This window comes from Bradyrhizobium lupini, assembly GCF_040939785.1.
Classification (GTDB): Bacteria; Pseudomonadota; Alphaproteobacteria; order Rhizobiales; family Xanthobacteraceae; genus Bradyrhizobium; species Bradyrhizobium canariense_D.
Genome location: NZ_CP162553.1, coordinates 3,105,010 through 3,121,878 on the forward strand (window position 1 = coordinate 3,105,010; position 16,869 = coordinate 3,121,878).

Annotated in this window: 15 protein-coding genes and 4 pseudogenes; 7 read left to right on the forward strand and 12 right to left on the reverse strand. The window is 64.2% G+C overall.

Features of this window, described 5'->3' with window-relative positions:
- Nucleotides 1-315 precede the first annotated feature (315 nt).
- Nucleotides 316-987: a response regulator transcription factor gene (locus AB3L03_RS14705; protein ID WP_204513207.1), complete on the reverse strand. Its 672-nt coding sequence runs from the start codon at nt 985-987 to the stop codon at nt 316-318.
- Nucleotides 988-1,330: 343 nt separating this feature from the next.
- Between AB3L03_RS14705 and AB3L03_RS14710 the strand changes: the two genes are divergently transcribed.
- Nucleotides 1,331-2,956 (forward strand): MFS transporter, encoded by a 1,626-nt coding sequence (locus tag AB3L03_RS14710; RefSeq protein WP_018459988.1) that lies wholly within the window; start codon nt 1,331-1,333, stop codon nt 2,954-2,956.
- A gap of 61 nt (nt 2,957-3,017) precedes the next feature.
- Here the strand turns inward: AB3L03_RS14710 and AB3L03_RS14715 are convergent, their stop codons facing one another.
- Entirely contained in the window at nt 3,018-3,491 is a 474-nt protein-coding gene (locus AB3L03_RS14715) for a secondary thiamine-phosphate synthase enzyme YjbQ (RefSeq protein ID WP_026233919.1), read from the reverse strand.
- Nucleotides 3,492-3,624: 133 nt separating this feature from the next.
- Entirely contained in the window at nt 3,625-4,155 is a 531-nt protein-coding gene (locus AB3L03_RS14720) for a hypothetical protein (RefSeq protein ID WP_026233920.1), read from the reverse strand.
- A gap of 390 nt (nt 4,156-4,545) precedes the next feature.
- On the opposite strand from AB3L03_RS14720, the gene AB3L03_RS14725 reads away from it, so the two are divergent.
- The 5 genes and pseudogenes from AB3L03_RS14725 (at nt 4,546) to AB3L03_RS14745 (ending at nt 7,184) form a co-directional block, all read left to right on the forward strand.
- Nucleotides 4,546-4,920 carry an AtpZ/AtpI family protein gene (locus tag AB3L03_RS14725; protein WP_018459992.1) on the forward strand — a complete coding sequence of 125 codons (375 nt, stop codon included), beginning with the start codon at nt 4,546-4,548 and terminating at the stop codon, nt 4,918-4,920.
- Between the two features lie 114 nt (nt 4,921-5,034).
- On the forward strand, nt 5,035-5,784 hold the full coding sequence (locus tag AB3L03_RS14730; RefSeq protein ID WP_018459993.1) for a F0F1 ATP synthase subunit A: 750 nt from the start codon (nt 5,035-5,037) through the stop codon (nt 5,782-5,784).
- 53 nt (nt 5,785-5,837) lie between these two features.
- Complete coding sequence (locus tag AB3L03_RS14735) at nt 5,838-6,068, forward strand: F0F1 ATP synthase subunit C (protein WP_007599451.1); 231 nt, start codon at nt 5,838-5,840, stop codon at nt 6,066-6,068.
- 60 nt (nt 6,069-6,128) lie between these two features.
- Nucleotides 6,129-6,693, forward strand: a pseudogene (locus AB3L03_RS14740) (F0F1 ATP synthase subunit B').
- Between the two features lie 5 nt (nt 6,694-6,698).
- On the forward strand, nt 6,699-7,184 hold the full coding sequence (locus AB3L03_RS14745; protein WP_018459995.1) for a F0F1 ATP synthase subunit B: 486 nt from the start codon (nt 6,699-6,701) through the stop codon (nt 7,182-7,184).
- Nucleotides 7,185-7,384: 200 nt separating this feature from the next.
- Here the strand turns inward: AB3L03_RS14745 and AB3L03_RS14750 are convergent, their stop codons facing one another.
- From AB3L03_RS14750 to AB3L03_RS14770, 5 genes and pseudogenes are all read right to left on the reverse strand, one after another.
- On the reverse strand, nt 7,385-8,041 hold the full coding sequence (locus tag AB3L03_RS14750; protein WP_018459996.1) for a hypothetical protein: 657 nt from the start codon (nt 8,039-8,041) through the stop codon (nt 7,385-7,387).
- Between the two features lie 121 nt (nt 8,042-8,162).
- The gene (locus tag AB3L03_RS14755; RefSeq protein ID WP_007599447.1) at nt 8,163-8,750 is read right to left on the reverse strand and encodes a GNAT family N-acetyltransferase; all 588 of its coding nucleotides are present in this window, start codon (nt 8,748-8,750) and stop codon (nt 8,163-8,165) included.
- Nucleotides 8,751-8,789: 39 nt separating this feature from the next.
- A pseudogene (locus AB3L03_RS14760) lies at nt 8,790-10,078 on the reverse strand (M16 family metallopeptidase).
- Complete coding sequence (gene thrC / locus AB3L03_RS14765; RefSeq protein WP_018459997.1) at nt 10,075-11,493, reverse strand: threonine synthase; 1,419 nt, start codon at nt 11,491-11,493, stop codon at nt 10,075-10,077. Before thrC ends, AB3L03_RS14760 begins: the two are co-directional and overlap by 4 nt.
- 573 nt (nt 11,494-12,066) lie before the next feature.
- Complete coding sequence (locus tag AB3L03_RS14770) at nt 12,067-12,711, reverse strand: response regulator (RefSeq protein WP_368508842.1); 645 nt, start codon at nt 12,709-12,711, stop codon at nt 12,067-12,069.
- An 85-nt stretch (nt 12,712-12,796) separates the two neighbouring features.
- Between AB3L03_RS14770 and AB3L03_RS14775 the strand changes: the two are divergent.
- Nucleotides 12,797-14,136 (forward strand): annotated as a pseudogene (locus AB3L03_RS14775) (histidine kinase).
- 91 nt (nt 14,137-14,227) lie between these two features.
- Here the strand turns inward: AB3L03_RS14775 and AB3L03_RS14780 are convergent.
- From AB3L03_RS14780 to AB3L03_RS14795, 4 genes and pseudogenes are all read right to left on the reverse strand, one after another.
- The gene (locus AB3L03_RS14780) at nt 14,228-14,593 is read right to left on the reverse strand and encodes a nuclear transport factor 2 family protein (protein WP_026233921.1); all 366 of its coding nucleotides are present in this window, start codon (nt 14,591-14,593) and stop codon (nt 14,228-14,230) included.
- Nucleotides 14,594-14,707: 114 nt separating this feature from the next.
- A complete protein-coding gene (locus AB3L03_RS14785; protein ID WP_085351971.1) occupies nt 14,708-15,460 on the reverse strand; it encodes an SURF1 family protein in 753 nt (250 codons plus the stop codon).
- Nucleotides 15,457-15,858 (reverse strand): DUF983 domain-containing protein, encoded by a 402-nt coding sequence (locus tag AB3L03_RS14790; RefSeq protein ID WP_018460002.1) that lies wholly within the window; start codon nt 15,856-15,858, stop codon nt 15,457-15,459. The genes AB3L03_RS14785 and AB3L03_RS14790 overlap by 4 nt, the downstream gene beginning before the upstream one ends.
- A 99-nt stretch (nt 15,859-15,957) precedes the next feature.
- Nucleotides 15,958-16,853 (reverse strand): annotated as a pseudogene (locus AB3L03_RS14795) (cytochrome c oxidase subunit 3).
- Nucleotides 16,854-16,869 lie beyond the last annotated feature (16 nt).

Genomic DNA, 16,869 nt, shown 5'->3' on the forward strand with positions numbered 1-16,869 from the left:
GGGCTCACGGAGAGCAATCCGCCCTGCCCTTAGCCTCTCGCACCCGAACGCTGCCGCGTCCACCGCAAGCCCGGCTCGCGAGCATGACGACCACAAGATCGCCCCTCAAGGATGAGCCGGGATGGGCGACACATACGCCATTTCCGAATTTCGGTAAAGTAGAATATTTTTGCGGCGGCGGATTGACGGGGGCGACACAGGTAGCCCGGATGAGCGAAGCGATATCCGGGGTTTTCGCTAGCTAGCCGCACTAGCGGTCCCGGATGTCGCTTCGCTGATCCGGGCTACAGGCTGCGAGAGGCGCTCGCTACAGGCTCACCCCGTCGGGGTACCCTGCTTCCATTGGCCGCCGGCGATTTTCGCGGCGGCGATCACGGCTTGGGTTCGACTTTCGACGCCGAGCTTTTGCAGGATCGCCGAGACATGCGCCTTGATGGTGGCCTCGGAGACGCCGAGCTCATAGGCGATCTGCTTGTTGAGCAATCCCTCCGACAGCATCATCAGAACCCGGACCTGCTGCGGCGTCAGCGTCACCAGCCGGTCGCGCAGGCGCGTCATGTCGGGGTCGGCGACTGCCGACAGATCAGTGTCGGCGGGAACCCAGACGTCGCCCTCCATTACCTTGAGGATGGCGTCGCGCAAGGTGTCGACGCCGAAGCGCTTCGGGATGAAACCGGAGGCGCCGAAGTCGAGCGAGCGCCGGATGGTGGCGCTGTCGTCGGACGCGGAGACGATCACCACCGGAATGGCCGGATATTGCGCGCGCAGATAGATCAGGCCGGAAAAGCCGGAGATTCCGGGCATCGACAGATCGAGCAGGATCAGGTCGACGTCGGAGGTCTGTTCCAAAAGCTTGGTCAGATCCTCGAACGATCCAGCCTCGTCGATCCTGGCCGAGCTCAGGACGCCCGTCACCGCCTGCCGCAACGCGTCGCGGAACAATGGGTGGTCATCGGCAATGACGAGATGGGTCGAGGGAGCGTTCATCGTTCTCTTGCTGGCAATCGCACCGGGCCAGTAAGCCGGCGCGGGGCCCTGGTCAATTCTTTCCCGACCAGCCGTGGCATGCAAGTGGACATTATCCCTTTGCGGCAACGGGGTTAATCCACAGGCCGGCACTATGTTGCCGGATGGAAGGCTCGCAGTGTCAGGCGAGCGTCAGTGTGAAAGGCCGAAAGTCGTATTGGGGCGAGTTTCACGCCAATGTTACCTTGGGGGCAAGGCTTGGGTTGATCCGGCATGACCGGACATCCAGGGCGCGAGGAAACGATTTTTCGGGGAGCGACTCAACATGTCGACAATGGCTGTGTCTCAAGCAGGCGCGGGAGGGATGACGAAGGACGAACGGTTCGTCATTCTCGCCTCCTCGCTCGGTACCGTCTTCGAGTGGTACGATTTCTATCTCTACGGTTCGCTGGCCGGCATCATCGGCGCGCAGTTCTTCTCGGCCTATCCGCCGGCAACCCGCGACATCTTCGCGCTGCTGGCCTTCGCGGCCGGCTTCCTGGTGCGCCCGTTCGGCGCGATCGTGTTCGGCCGTGTCGGCGACATCGTCGGCCGCAAATACACCTTCCTCGTCACCATCCTGATCATGGGTCTGTCGACTTTCATCGTCGGCCTGCTGCCCAACGCTGCCACCATCGGCATCGCGGCCCCGATCATCCTGATCGCGCTGCGTCTCGCCCAGGGCCTCGCGCTCGGCGGTGAATATGGCGGTGCGGCCACCTACGTCGCGGAGCATGCTCCGAACGGCAAGCGCGGTTACTACACCTCCTTCATCCAGACCACGGCGACGCTCGGCCTGTTCCTGTCGCTGCTGGTGATCCTGTTCACGCGCTCCGCGCTCGGCGAACCCGACTTCGCGGCATGGGGCTGGCGCATTCCGTTCCTGGTCTCCGTGCTGCTGCTCGGCGTTTCGGTCTGGATCCGGCTTCGCCTCAACGAATCCCCGATCTTCCAGAAGATGAAGGACGAGGGGAAGAGCTCGAAGGCCCCGCTGACGGAAGCCTTCGGCAACTGGCAGAACGGCAAGCTCGTGCTGCTGGCGCTGTTTGGCGGCGTGATGGGCCAAGGCGTGGTCTGGTACACTGGCCAATTCTACGCGCTGTTCTTCCTGCAATCGATCCTCAAGGTCGACGGCTACACCGCCAACCTGCTGATCGCCTGGTCGCTCCTGCTCGGGACCGGCTTCTTCATCGTGTTCGGCGTGCTCTCCGACAAGATCGGCCGCAAGCCGATCATCCTCGGCGGCTGCCTGATCGCGGCGCTGACCTTCTTCCCGATCTTCAAGATGATCACCACCAATGCCAACCCGGCGCTGGAAAAGGCGATCGAGTCGGTCAAGGTCGACGTGGTGGCAGATCCCGCAGGTTGCGGCGACTTGTTCAATCCGGTCGGCACCCGCGTCTTCACCTCGCCTTGCGACACGGCACGTGCCTACCTGTCGCAGTCGTCGGTCAAGTACTCGACCACGCCAGGTGCGGCAGGCTCCGGCGTGAAGGTGATGGTCAACGGCAAGGAAGTTCCCTACGCCAACGCCAAGGACGGCAATCCGGCAGTGCTCGCCGCCGTGCAGGGAGCCGGCTATCCGAAGGCCGGAGATGCGGGCATCGTGAAGATGGCGCATCCGTTCGACATCTTCCGTCCGCAGGTGGCCGCGGTCGTCGGATTGCTGTTCGTCCTGGTGCTCTTCGTCACCATGGTGTACGGCCCGATTGCCGCGATGCTGGTCGAACTGTTCCCGACCCGCATCCGCTACACCTCGATGTCGCTGCCCTACCACATCGGTAACGGCTGGTTCGGCGGCCTGCTGCCGGCGACCGCCTTCGCGATCGTGGCCTCGACGGGCGATATCTATGCGGGCCTCTGGTATCCGGTCATCTTCGCGTCGATTACCGTCGTGATCGGCTTGTTCTTCCTGCCGGAGACCAAGGACGTCGATATCAAGTCGACCTGATCGACGCAGATCGAGATCAACACCAACCGGCCGCGGTCTCCGCGGCCGGTTTTGTTTTGGCCTACTGATTGCTACCGAGGAATTGCAGCACCACCTCGCGCCGGTGCGGGCGGGCGCGATGCTCGATCAGATAGATCGCCTGCCAGGTGCCAAGCGCGAGCTTGCCGCTCAGGACCGGCACATGAAGCGAAGTCTGGGTCAGCATTGTCTTGACGTGCGCCGGCATGTCGTCCGGTCCCTCGGCATCATGCGTCCAGCCGGCGTTCTCGGGCGCGAGCCGGGACAGAGCCGTGGTGAGATCCACGAGCACGGAAGGGTCGGCGTTCTCCTGGATCGTCAGCGATGCGGAGGTGTGACGAACGAACAGCGTCAACGCGCCGTCTCGCGCGCCTGCCTCCGCCACGAACTTCGCAGCTTCAGCGGTGAGATCGGTGAAGCCGCGGCCGGGCGTCTGCACGGTCAGCAGCGACGATGCGATGGTGGTGGCTTGCACCGACGATGGCGCCGAGCGCGTGATGGATTTGGCTGATGTCATCATCACTCTCTCAATTCGGAAAGCTGCCATAGGTGGGCAAAGCGAAGCGTGCCCACCGACTCACGCAACGAAAACAAAAATGGTGGGCACGGCGCGTCGCGGCCTTGCCCACCCTACCGCATCTCGCCACGTGCTAAATCTTCCCCGACACGTCCTTCTGCACGCGGTTGGCCATGTCGATCAGCCGGCGCCAGGCCCTTTCCAGGAATGACATCACGCGATCGACGTCCTGGTCGCTCGGCAGCGGGATCTCGATCCTGCGCTCGCCCTCGGCGGCCTTTGGTGCTTGCGGCTCCGCCTTCTTGAGCGGATCCGTTTTCGGCAGCGCCTCGTCGATCTTGCCTGACACGGTCGGCCCCGCCGCAAGCCGTCCCTTCAGCGTCTCGACTTCGGCCTGGAGCCTGCCGATCTCGGCGTCGAGCGCGGTACGTTCATCGGGCACCGCGTAGCAGGCCCAGCCGGCGCCGCTGCGGGTGCAGGTCGACACCGTGCCGGTGCGGCTGTCGAGCCGCAGCACCCCCTCGGGGATGGGCGTCATGCTGTAGCGGCCGTTTTCGCTGTCGGGCGCGGATTGCGCGACGAGGCAGCCGCCGCTGATGGTCAACACCGCGGCGAACGCCGCCGCCGCCAGCCATGATGCTGTGGATGAATTCGCTGCTCTCATCGCGTTCTCCGCCACGACGCGCAGGTAGCACGTCCAAAGATGGCGCTCATAAAGGTGGCACGTCTCGCAATTCTACACCCCGGCGAGGCGATCCGCCGCCCAAAACGCGCCTTTGACATGAACGATCACGGCGCCCCCTTTGATCCCGGCAGCCGGGCGAAATGGCGACGGCATCCGCCGATCCAGCGGAGACCTGCTGCGGTGCGGCGTCACGCTGTGTGCAGCGCTGCCGCCCGCGCCGATATTGTAAGATAAATCAAATACATAACAGGAATGGACACAATCGTGACTTGGCTTGACTTGATTATGGGCCATCAGTATGGTCCGCGCGGCTTTTGAGGGTGGCGGGCGTAATTTCCATTCAACCGCGGCGTTTCGGGTCTTCGTTGCATGACACAGGGCACGGGACACGGCGAGAATGGAGATCGCGATAGATCGCCCGAGGAAGCTGCGCTTTCCGAACGGCTCGGAAATCTTGATCAGCGGTTGTCCGAATTTCGCGGCCGCCACGTCAAGACCGAGCAACCCGCAGGTGACGGTGAGGACAGAGCGGCCAGAGCCTCGGCGATGGCGCTTGGTTTTCGGTTATCCTCCGAGTTGGTCGCCGGGGTCGTTGTCGGAGCGGGGATTGGCTGGGGTTTCGACCGCTTGCTGTCGACGTCGCCTTTCGGATTCATCGTGTTCCTGCTGCTGGGCTTCGTCGCCGGCGTGGTGAATGTGGTGAGAACGGCAGGCGCGGGTCAAAACAGGCGCGGTGGTTCTTAGGCGGTCCACACCAGGAGAGGAATGATCGTGCCGGCTCGTGCCGGTACGGGCCGGGCCCGACCGGCAGACCGAGACCCGCCGGCATCGCCCGGCAGACCAAGAGATGCCGCGCTGATGAAAATCGATCCGATCCACCAGTTCAACATCGAGCCTCTCTTCACCCTGGGCCATATCGGCAACCACACGATCGCCTTCACCAACTCGTCGCTCTACATGCTGGTGGCGGTCGCGATCATCTCGATCCTGATGCTCGCCAGCGGCACGCAGCTGGTTCCCGGCCGGCTGCAGTCGGTCGCCGAGATCTCCTACGAGTTCGTCGCCTCCACCATCCGCTCGACCGCCGGCGCGGAAGGCATGAAGTTCTTCCCGCTGATCTTCTCGCTGTTCATGTTCATCTGCGTTTCGAACCTGGTCGGCATTATCCCCTACACCTTCACGATCTCGAGCCATCTGATCGTCACCGCGGCGCTCGCGCTGCTGGTCTTCTTCACGGTCCTGATCTACGGCATTGCCAAGAACGGCCTTAAATTCTTCTCGATCTTCGTGCCCCACGGGGTCCCCGGCTACATCCTGCCGCTGGTGATGTTCATCGAGATCCTGTCGTTCTTCCTGCGGCCGGTTTCCCACAGCGTCCGTCTGTTCGCCAACATGCTGGCCGGCCACATCGCGCTGAAGGTGTTCGCGGGCTTCGTCGCCATGCTCGGCTTCTCGCTCGGCGCCCTTGGCTGGGTCGGCGGCGTGCTGCCGCTGGCGCTCACGGTCGCGCTGTACGCTCTCGAGATTCTGGTCGCGTTCCTGCAAGCCTATGTGTTTGCGATCCTGACCTGCATCTACCTCAACGACGCCATTCATCCGGGACACTGAGCGGTCCGGGGAATTTCCACCCAAAACCCAATCTTTCTTCCAAGGAGTCTAAAATGGATCCGGCAGCAGCAAAACTTATCGGCGCGGGCATCGCATGCATTGGCATGGGCGGCGCGGGCGTCGGCGTCGGCGTGATCTTCGGCAACTACCTCGCCGCGGCCGTTCGCAACCCCTCGGCCGCTCAGGGCCAGTTCGGCAATCTGATCTTCGGCTTCGCCGTGACCGAAGCGCTCGGCATTTTCTCGCTGCTGATCGCGCTGCTGCTGCTGTTCGTTCCGCTCTGAGAACGATTTTTCGCGCCGCTTCAACCGAGGCGACGCGCATGACTGCAACAGGAGTACTCCATGGCTGAAAGTCATGGCGGGGCGAAAAAGTCCGGCGGCGGGCGCCCACACCGGGTCCGAAGGCGGTCACGGTGGCGGTTTTCCGCCGTTCGAGAGCGGCACTTATGCTTCACAGCTGGTGTCGCTCGCGATCTTCTTCGTCGCGCTTTACGTGATCGTGTCCAAGCTCGCTCTGCCGCGCGTCGGCGGTGCGATCGAGGCGCGTCAGAACAAGATCGAGGGCGACCTCGCCGAAGCGCAGAAGCTGAAGGACCAGTCCGAAGCGGCGCTGAAGGCCTATGAAAACGAGCTTGCTTCGGCACGCTCGCGCGCGCAGGCCATCGGCAACGAATCCCGCGACAAGGCGAATGCGCAGGCGGACGCCGAGCGCAAGGCCTTGGAAGAGCAGCTGGCGGCCAAGCTCGCCGAGGCAGAGAAGACCATCGCCTCGACCCGTGCGACCGCCATGAGCAACGTCCGCGGCATCGCGGCCGATGCGGCAGGCACCATCGTGCAGCAGCTCACGGGCGTGGTTCCGGACGCCGCATTGGTCAATGCCGCCGTTGATGCGTCCTTGAAGGGTTAATCGATATGTTCTTCGATCCTGAAACCTGGGTCGCCATCGCCTTCGTGATCCTGATGGTCGTGTTCGGCTATCTCGGGGTCTTCAAGAAGGCCATGACTGCGCTCGACCATCGCGCCGATCGCATCAAGGCCGAGCTCGACGACGCGACGCGCCTCAAGCAGGAAGCCGCCAAGGTGCTCGCCGACTACAAGGCGCGCACCGCCTCGGCCGAACGCGAGGCCGCCGACATCATCGCCAACGCGAAGAGCGAAGCCGAGCGCATCGCAACCGAGGCCAAGGCCAAGGTGGAAGATTTCGTCGCTCGCCGCACCAAGACCGCGGAGGGCAAGATCGCGCTCGCCGAGGCTCAGGCGGTGGCCGATGTTCGCGCCGCAGCGGCCGAAGCCGCCGTCCAGGCCGCCTCCACGATCCTGTCGAAGTCGGTCAGGGGCCAGGTCGCCGACGATCTGCTCGCCAAGGGCATCACCGAAGTCAGGCAGAAGCTGAACTGAGGGATATCGCCTTCACCTATCAAAAAGCCGGCGCGATCAGCGCCGGCTTTTTTGTTTGTCGGGCACTGCATCGGCAAATCTGATGTCATCGCCCGCGAAGGCGGGCGATCCAGTATTCCAGAGACAGCCCTGATAGATCGAGAAGCCGCGGCGTACTGGATGCCCCGCCTTCGCGGGGCATGACGACCATCTTGACGTGGTTACTTCTTCTTCGCCCGCGCCTTCGGCTCGGGTGATAGCGCCTGCGGATCGAAGCCGACATAGAAGATGTAGCTATCGGCGTCCTTGGCCGAAGGCATCGGGTAGACCAGATCCTCGGCCACGAAGGTGAACGGCACGCTGCCGCCCTCCGACATTCCGACCGTGGTCCGGTAGGCCTTGGAAGCGATCACCTTCTCGCCGACGCCGCCCTGCACCACGGCGACGCGCAGCGGCACCTCGACGCTCGCAGGCGCGCCGGCGGGTCCGGCAATGACGCGGCCCTGGATGCCGATCCGGGCCGTGATATCGCCGCCATTGCGGGCGCATTCGCGCGCCATCTTGGTGATGGTGGCCTGGAAGCGGATCTCGTTGCCGACGGCCGGCTTCCCGGTGGCACCGACCGCGTAGGTGGAGGCTCCGGCACGCACCGTGACCTGCGGGCAATCAAGATCGTCATCAGCCGCCGGCTGGCCCGGCGCAGGCGCCGGCTTGGGTTGGGCCGGCTCGTCCGACTTGCCGCCGAACAGGCCCTTGAATCGATCGGTCAGCGACTGCGCCGCGACCGGCGAGATGGAGACGAGCGCAACTGACAACGCCAGCGCGACCGCCGCCCCCCGCCGCAACGCATTCCGCGATGACCGAAGCTCCTGCACCATCAACACCCATACTCCTGACGACATCCCGGCCGATCACCGGCCGGGTTGCGCCGTTATATCGTCAAAACCGGCGAACCCAAGGCAGCAAACAAGGAGACTTTGGCCGCATCAATCAACGGGCTCAGCCGCGGAAATCCTCGTGCAGCAGGCCGAACAGCAAATGGTCCTGCCAGACCCCGTTGATGCAGAGATAGCGGCGCGCCAGTCCCTCGCGGGAGAAACCGCACTTCTCCAGCACCCGGATCGAGGGCGCATTGGTCGGGATGCAGGCGGCCTCGACCCGGTGCAGATTGAGCTCGCCGAACAGCGTCGGCAGCAGCACCCGCAGCGCGGCCGTCATGTAGCCGCGCTGGGCGTGGGGCTTGCCGACCCAATAGCCGATGGTGCCGGCCTGGACGATGCCGCGGCGGACATTGGCGAGCGTGATGCCGCCGACCATGGCGCCGTCGAGCTCCCGGAAGATCAGAAAGGGATAGGACCGGTCCGCGGCGATGTCCTCGGAATAGCGGCGCAGGCGACGGCGGAACCCGGAGCGGGTGAGATCATCCGACGGCCAGATCGGCTCCCAGGGGGTCAGGTAATCGCGGCTGGACTCGCGCAGATGGGCCCATTGCAGGAAGTCCGACATCTGCGGCGCGCGTAGCAACAGGCCGTTGCCGCGCGGCGCGAGAGCGGCGGGTCCACTGGATGGCAGGCGAAAGAGGGCCATGGTGATGCTTCCCGGGGCGGATCAACCCGTGCGCGGCTCCTAATGCAGCCGCGCCTTGGCGCGTGCCCGGGTCAATCCTTCCGCAAAAGACACCGCCGTGTCCAGACCCCTGCCACTGCCCAATGCGACAACCGCAGGGCGGCTGCGCGAAAGCAGCGCACGCGCCGCATCCGGGTCGATTCGACGCTGACGGCGTCGATTCGGGCCACCAGCTCCTCGGCGGTCTGGGGCCGGCCATAGGCCAGCACATGCCGAGCAAGCTGCTCGGCGCGGGACGAGCAGCTCTCCAGCGCCATCAGCAGCCCCGCCTTCATTTGCGCCTTGGCCCGCGCGATCTCGACCTCGGTCAGGGTCTCGACCGAATCATTCATGATGTCGACCACGACCTCCATCATCTCGGGCGCATCGGCCGGATCGGTGCCGGTGTAGAGGCCGAAGAAGCCGGTGTCGGTATAGGGGGCATGGAACGAGTAGATTGAGTAACAGAGGCCGCGCTTCTCGCGCACCTCCTGGAACAGCCGCGACGACATCCCGCCGCCGAGGATGTTGGTAAAGACCTGGAGCGAGAACAGCGACAGATCGGTCTGCGGCACGCCCTCCAGCGCCAAGGTCAGATGCGCCTGCTCGAGCTCGCGATGCACCACCTTGGTGCCGCCCTTGCCGAATTGTGCGGGTTGCGGCTTGGGACCCGCTGTCCCCTCAAAACTGGCAAAGCGCTGCTCGACCTCGGCGACCACCTGCTTGTGATCGACCGCGCCGGCGGCCGCCACCACCATGTCGGGGCCGCGGTAGTGCGTCGACAGATAGTCGCGCAGCGAGTCGCGGCTGAAGGCACGCAAGGTCTTCGCAGTGCCGAGCAGCGAGCGGCCCATCGGCTGGTCGGGATAGCAGAGCTCGTTGAGATGCTCGAACACGACGTCGTCAGGCGTGTCCTGCGCCGCGCCGATCTCCTGCACGATGACGTTCTTCTCGCGCTCGAGTTCGTCGGGCTCGAAGGCGGGATTGGCCAGGATGTCGGCGAGCACGTCGAGTGCGAGCGGCACGTCGGCCTTCAGCACCCGCGCATAATAGGACGTGGTCTCGGTCGAGGTGCCGGCATTGAGGTCGCCGCCGACCGCCTCGATCTCCTCGACGATCTCGCGCGAGGAGCGCTTCGTCGTGCCCTTGAATGCCATATGTTCCAGAAGATGCGAGATGCCGTGCTCGTTGGGCTTCTCGTCGCGCCCGCCGACGCCGGCCCAGACGCCGAGCGCCGCGGTCTCGAGATGAGGCATCTTGTCGGTGACGACAGTGAGGCCGGACGCAAGCTTGGAAATCTCGACGCTCATCCGGCAACTCCCTGTTTCGCGGCGCGGCTGACCGACAGCACGAACCGCTCGACCTCGGTCTGGTCGTTCTTCATCACCTTCATGTGTTCGGATTTGGTCATCAGACCATCGAGCCAGGCCGGCAGTTGCGGCCGCTGGCCGCAGGCCGCTTCGACCGCATCGGGGAATTTGGCCGGATGGGCGGTGGACAGCACGATGCTGGGAACCGTCCTGTCCGTGGTGTCGCGGTCGGCGACCGCAAGCGCGACCGCGGTGTGGGGATCGACCAGCTCGCCGGCCTCGCGCCAGGCGGCGCGGATCGCGGCCGCGGTCTCGGTCTCGTCGGCCCGGCCTGCGTCGAACCCCTCGCGGATCGCGGCCAGCGTCGCATCGGGCAGCACGAAGCGTCCCGATTGCTTCAGTGAATCCATCAGACGGCGCACGCCGGCGGCATCGCGCCCGCCAGCCTCGAACAGCAGCCGCTCGAAATTCGAGGAGATCTGAATGTCCATCGACGGCGAAGCCGTCGCGTGGACCTCGCGCACCTCGTAGATCCCGGTCTTCAGCGTGCGCGCCAGGATGTCGTTGACGTTGGCGGCGATGCCCAGGGTCCGCACCGGAAGACCCATGCGCTTGGCGACATAGCCGGCGAAGATGTCGCCGAAATTGCCGGTCGGCACGACGAAGTCCACCGCGCGCGCGGGTGCACCGGCGGCAACGGCGGAGGTGAAATAGTAGACCACTTGGGCGACGATGCGCGCCCAATTGATGGAATTGACGCCGGACAGCGACGTCGCATCGCGGAAGCGATGGTTGTTGAACATCGCCTTCACGAGGGCCTGGCAATCGTCGAAATTGCCCTCGACGGCAAGCGCATGGACGTTGGCCGCGCCCGTCGTCGTCATCATTCGCCGCTGCACCTCGGAGATGCGGCCATGCGGGAACAGCACGATGAGATCGACATTTTCGAGTCCTGCGAACGCGTCGACCGCAGCACCGCCGGTGTCGCCCGAGGTCGCGACCACGATGGTGGTGCGCTGGCCGCGCTGGGCGAGCACGTGGTCCATCAGCCGCGAGATCAGCTGCATCGCCACGTCCTTAAAGGCGAGCGTCGGGCCGTGGAACAGCTCCAGCACGAACTGGTGCGGCGCCATCTGGCGCAGCGGCACCACCGCCGGATGGCGGAAGGTGGCGTAGGCCTCGTTCGCCATACGGCCGAGCTCGGCGTCCGAGATCTCGCCGGCGACGAAAGGGCGGATCACCTCGACCGCGACCTCCCAATAGGGACGCCCGAAAAAGCCGGCGATGGCGTCAGGCGAGAGTTGCGGCCAGGTGGCCGGCACATACAGGCCGCCGTCGCGAGCGAGCCCGGTCAGCATCACGTCGCAGAAGCCGAGTTCGGGGGCCTCGCCCCGGGTCGAGATATAACGAGTCAAACTGCCCTCCAAAGGCCGGCCGAGCCTGGACTCGGTCCGCAAGCCTTTGATTTTACGAAATTACTTGTTAACAGCCAGAGGCTTTGGGCCACCATAAAGTGTTTTGCGGCATCAGGAAACCGCTTCGCGCCTGGGGCCGTCCAAGGAAAAAGGCTGCCAACGAAAAGCGCTGCCAACGAAAAGGGCTGCGGCAATGCCGCAGCCCTCTCTTGGAAGGTCTGTCGTTGTGTGCAGACCGGTTTGGCGTCTTGGGGTCACCGACCCGCAAAAACTGTTCGCGCAAGCTTTCGTCGGCTGTCACGATATCGTCAAGGGACAAAACGGAATGTCTGAGAAAATGTTCCTGTTTTTCCCGACACGTTTCGGCGCGGGCAAACGTTCGCCAGCAGCTTGGCGTCACGCATTACCATTATATCCCGAACGACAGCACAGTTCGGGAACGAACGACGGCTGCGCTCATTGTGTCGGCGGATGGTGTCGGCGCTATCCATGCATTGCCCGGCTGAGCGCCGAGACCGGTCCGCCCGCCGAACCGGCAGCATCCTGGTGCAGCCGGTTCGGTGCCCCAAGGCGTCAGTTCATCCCGATTTCCACCGCGATCCGGATCAGGTCGGAATGGTTCTTGGCACCGAGCTTCTGCTTGAGCAGAGAGGTGGTGTTGGCGACGGTCTTGTAGGAGATGCCGAGCGCCTCGGCGACCTCGACGATCTTGTCGCCTCGCCCCAACAAGCGAAGAATCTCGAGCTCCCGCGGCGTCATCTGCGAGGCAGGATTGGCCTTGATCGCCGCGCCGGAAAACGTCACGGCTTCCGCGAGCTGCGGTGAGATGAAATTGTCGCCAGCAACCACCTTGCGCACCGCCTTGAGCAGGATCCGGGGATCGTCGCCCTTGGAGACGTAGCCCTGGGCCCCGAGCTCGACCGCCCGCACCACGAAGGCTGGATCATCGTTCATGCTGAACATGATGATCTTGGCGTCGGGATCGTCCTTGCGAATGCGCCGCATCAGTTCAAAGCCGGAGACGTCGGGCAGGCTGATGTCGATCACAGTGACGTCGGGCCGCCTGCTGACATAGGCGCGATGCCCGGATTTGGCGTCGGTCGCCTCGTCGATCCGGATCGAATGGTCGGAGGCGAACAGGGTGCGGCAACCGGACAACACCACGGGATGGTCGTCGACAATCAGGACGCGGGTCGCCGGCTTGGCAGCATCTTGCATTGTAACTCTCTAGTTTTTCGATTCATAAACCGACGGGAACAAATGGAAAGAGCAAAATCCCCTGACGCGCGTTAGAATTGACCTAATGTGGCAACGGCTGTCCTTCAGTACACAATTGTTTCTGCCGCTCGGCCTGCTGTTCATGGCGGCGCTGATCATGGGCGGCGTCCTGCTGCACGTCTTCACGACCGGTCAGCTCGCCGAGGAGAACCAGCCGGCCCAGCGATCGACCAAAGCCGTGGCCGAGGCCCTCAACAACGCTCTGCGTTCATCCGACCATCCGCGAAGGACCCTGGATGACTTCGTCCGGATGCTGGACGAGTCCTCAGATATTCAATTCCTTCCTGCAGGAGCGGTTGCTCCTCCCTTTGCGTCGAGGGGCCTGCAAGGTTCGCATGGCCCACCAAAATGGTTCGTCAGTCTCCTTTCCATTCCAGACTTGCACATCGCATTTCCGGTATCCCTCAACGGCGAGCATTTCGGCGACATCGTGTTTGTGCCGGACCTGTCCGCAGCGCTGTTCGAGACCTGGGTGGGCTTCCTCGCCTTGGCCGGCTTCGTCGTCGCGCTGACCGGGCTGACAGGGGTCGTCGCCTATGTGTTTGCGGGATCAGCCCTGCGACCACTGCAGGATCTTGGCGCAGGCCTCACGCGGCTACGACGCGGCGACTACGCAACACCGATCTCGGTCGGGGGACCGTCGGAAATCCGGCAAAGCTGCGAGGAGGCCAATGCGCTGGCCGAAACGCTGGCGCAGTTGAGCCAGGACAATCGCGACCTGCTGCACCGCCTGGTCTCGCTCCAGGACGACGAGCGGCGCGATCTCGCGCGCGAACTGCACGACGAACTCGGTCCGCTGCTGTTCGGCATCCGCGTCGGCACGATCGCATTGGTCGATGCCTCGCCCCCGGCGGGAAATCTCAGCAGTTCGGCGCAGGAGGTGTTGCAATCGGTCGAGGCGCTCCAGCAGACCAACCGCCGCATCCTCGACCGGTTGCGACCGCTCTACATCGAGGAATTGGGTCTGGAGACCAGTGTGCAGACGCTGCTCCGAAATTTTCGCAAGCAGGCGCCGTCTATCGACCTGACGGACACGGTCGATCCGAATCTCAACGCGATCGACGGGCCGCTGGCTCAAACCGTCTATCGCGTGATTCAGGAGGCGCTGACCAACGTGCTGCGTCATGCCGGCGCCAGCCATGCCCATGTGCAGGCGACCTTCGCCGGCGAGACGGTCGTCATCGAGATTTCCGACGACGGCGGCGGCTTTCCCGAAGGGAATCTGTTCGGCCGCGGCCTGACCGGCATGCATGAGCGCGTGCGCGCACTCAGCGGATCGCTGTCACTGCTGCGCGTGGACGACAGAACCTATGTGCGCTGCCGCCTTCCGCCGAACCGGCACGCGAGGCACCGGTCAGCGATTGAAGCGCTTTCGAGCGAAGTGGATACCGGTTCGCGTGAAGAAAACGCCAAAACAGAATCTGGTGTTCGGCTCTGATTAATCAGAACGGAAACTCTAGCACGCACAGCCAAGCTGCGCGTTCTGTCGCGCCGGCTCGCACAGCGTGGTGCGGATCTTGCCGTCGGGGCTGAAACAAAACGAGGCGCGAATGCGCAGCGCGCCGGCGACGGAATATTCGAGATCGACGCCGTGGGGTGCAGGATGGATTTCCTCCAACCCGAAACCGGCCGACGAGAAAGCGCTGAGCCGCGGCTGCCAATAGGCTTCGAGCTCGCTCCGGCCGCGATAGCGCTGCGTGCCGTTGCACGTGCATTCGACCTGGGCGTCATCCGCATAGAGGTCGAGGAGCGTCGCGAGGTCGCCCTTCCTGCAGGCATCCACCCAATCGACGACAATTCCCATCTGGTCGAAATCACTCACGCTGCAATCCTGTCTGCCGCGGAAAATTACTGGCGGCTTAGGACCACACTCGTGAATGTGCGCTGAATGGTAAACCCCGGGCGATACCGGGTTCCCTAAGTGGATCTACGGAGCTCAGCCCCGCCGCCGCCCTCTTGCCCACACGGCGAAGGCGATGAGCACGGCGCCTGCAAGGGTGAACCAGGTGATGGCGTATTGCAGGTGATCGTCCTTGAGATGGACGTCGAGCGGCCCCGGCCGCGGAATGCCGTTCTCGGGCGCCGGCTGCTCGAGGTCGACATAAAACGGCGCAACCGCGCCCCAGCCCAGCGCGCTCGCGATCGCCACGTGATCGCGCACGAACCACAGCCGCTTGCCGCGGTTCTCCACCGGGGTCAGCCAGCCCGGTGCCTCGGGGAAGCGCAGATAGCCGGTGAACGAGACCGCCTGCCCGGTGACGAGCTTCCTGACCGCGCGATCCTCGACGCTGCGATCCTGCATGGTGTTTTCGACGAAGCCCGCATCGATCACCACCGTCTCGCCGCTCGGCAGCCGCGCCGGCAGGAAGGCCCAAGTGCCGGGGCCCGACGCGTCCTTACGCACGGCGGATCCGGAGGAATAGACCATCGCATCGGGCAACGGCGCGTAGGTCGCGGTAAAGCTGACACGGCGGAATTCATCGCGCGCGGGACTTAGCGCGGCCCATCGTGCCGGCGGCGGCAGAGCGACCGGTGCCTCCGCGAGGCGCTCGGTCAGTGCGGCGATCAGCTCGTGCTTGGCGATGCGGCGCTGCAATTGCCAGACGCCGAGCGTGACGCAGACCGCGGTCAGGAAAAGCGTGAACAGCGCGAAGCCGGCCACGCGGGGCTTGCGCGCGGTCTCGTTCATTTCGCGCGGTCGACCAGCCGGCCCGGCGCCGCCTTATGGTGGAATTGCAGTGCGATCAGCAGCGACTTCATCGCGCGCAACGGCAGCAGGGTAGTCGCAAGGATCAGCGGCAGCCACAGCACCGCGTGCAGCCAGTACGGCGGCTGGTACTTGACCTCGATGACGAGCGCGCAGCCGACGACGATCGCGCCGGCCAGCATGATGATGAAGATCGCCGGACCGTCACCGGAATCGATGAAGGCGTAGTCGAGGCCGCAACGCTCGCAGCAAGGCGCAAGCGTCAGGAAGCCTGCATAGAGCTTGCCCTGGCCGCAGCGCGGGCATTTGCAGGCAAGCCCGCGCAGCGCGCTTTGCAGGACGGTGGCTTGCGGCTCGGACGTATCGGCGGCTTCGTTCATGGCAAAAGGGTCTATCACAGTTTCTGCCGAAACCCCTGCGCGCAAAAAAAGCAAAAGGGCGGCCCGGGGCCGCCCTTTCTCGATCCGAAGCCAGCCCGCTCAGTGCGCGCCGTGAGCCATGGTCTCGGCGCCGTGTCCCCAGACATAGATGCAGAGGAACAGGAACAGCCAGACCACGTCGACGAAATGCCAGTACCAGGCGGCGAACTCGAAACCGAGATGCTGGGTCGGCGTGAAGTGGCCGGCGTAGGCGCGGAACAGACACACCAGCAGGAAGATGGTGCCGACCAGCACATGGAAACCGTGGAAGCCGGTCGCCATGAAGAAGGTCGCGCCGTAGACGTTGCCGCCGAAGGAGAATGCCGCGTGGCTGTACTCATAGGCCTGCACGCAGGTGAAAAGCGCGCCGAGCACGACGGTGAGGATCAGGCCATATTTCAGGCCCTGGCGATCGTTCTCGAGCAACGCATGGTGGGCCCAGGTCACCGTGGTGCCTGACGTGAGCAGGATCAGGGTGTTCAGGAGCGGCAGATGCCAGGGATCGAAGGTCTCGATGCCGTGCGGCGGCCAGGTGCCCGGCACGGTGCAGGCGCCGGCCGCGGTCCCGAGACCACAGCCGAACACCGCATCGCGGGTAGCGTGGACGGCGTCGGCCGGGAATAGCGCCGCGTTGAAATAGGCCCAGAACCAGGCGACGAAGAACATCACCTCCGAGGCGATGAACAGGATCATGCCGTAGCGGTGATGCAGCTGCACGACGCGGGTGTGGTCGCCCTTGTACTGGGCTTCCTGATCACGTCGCCCCACCAGCTCGCCATGGTGTAGAGCACACCGACGGTGCCGACACCGAAGATGATCGGCGCAGCCGAGAACATGTGGTGCATCCAGGTGATCGCGCCGACCGCCATGATGAAGGCCGAGATGGAGCCGACGACGGGCCATGGCGAGGGATCGACCAGATGGTAGTCGTGATGCTTGGTTTGCGCCGTTGCCATTTGCGGTCTCGCTCCT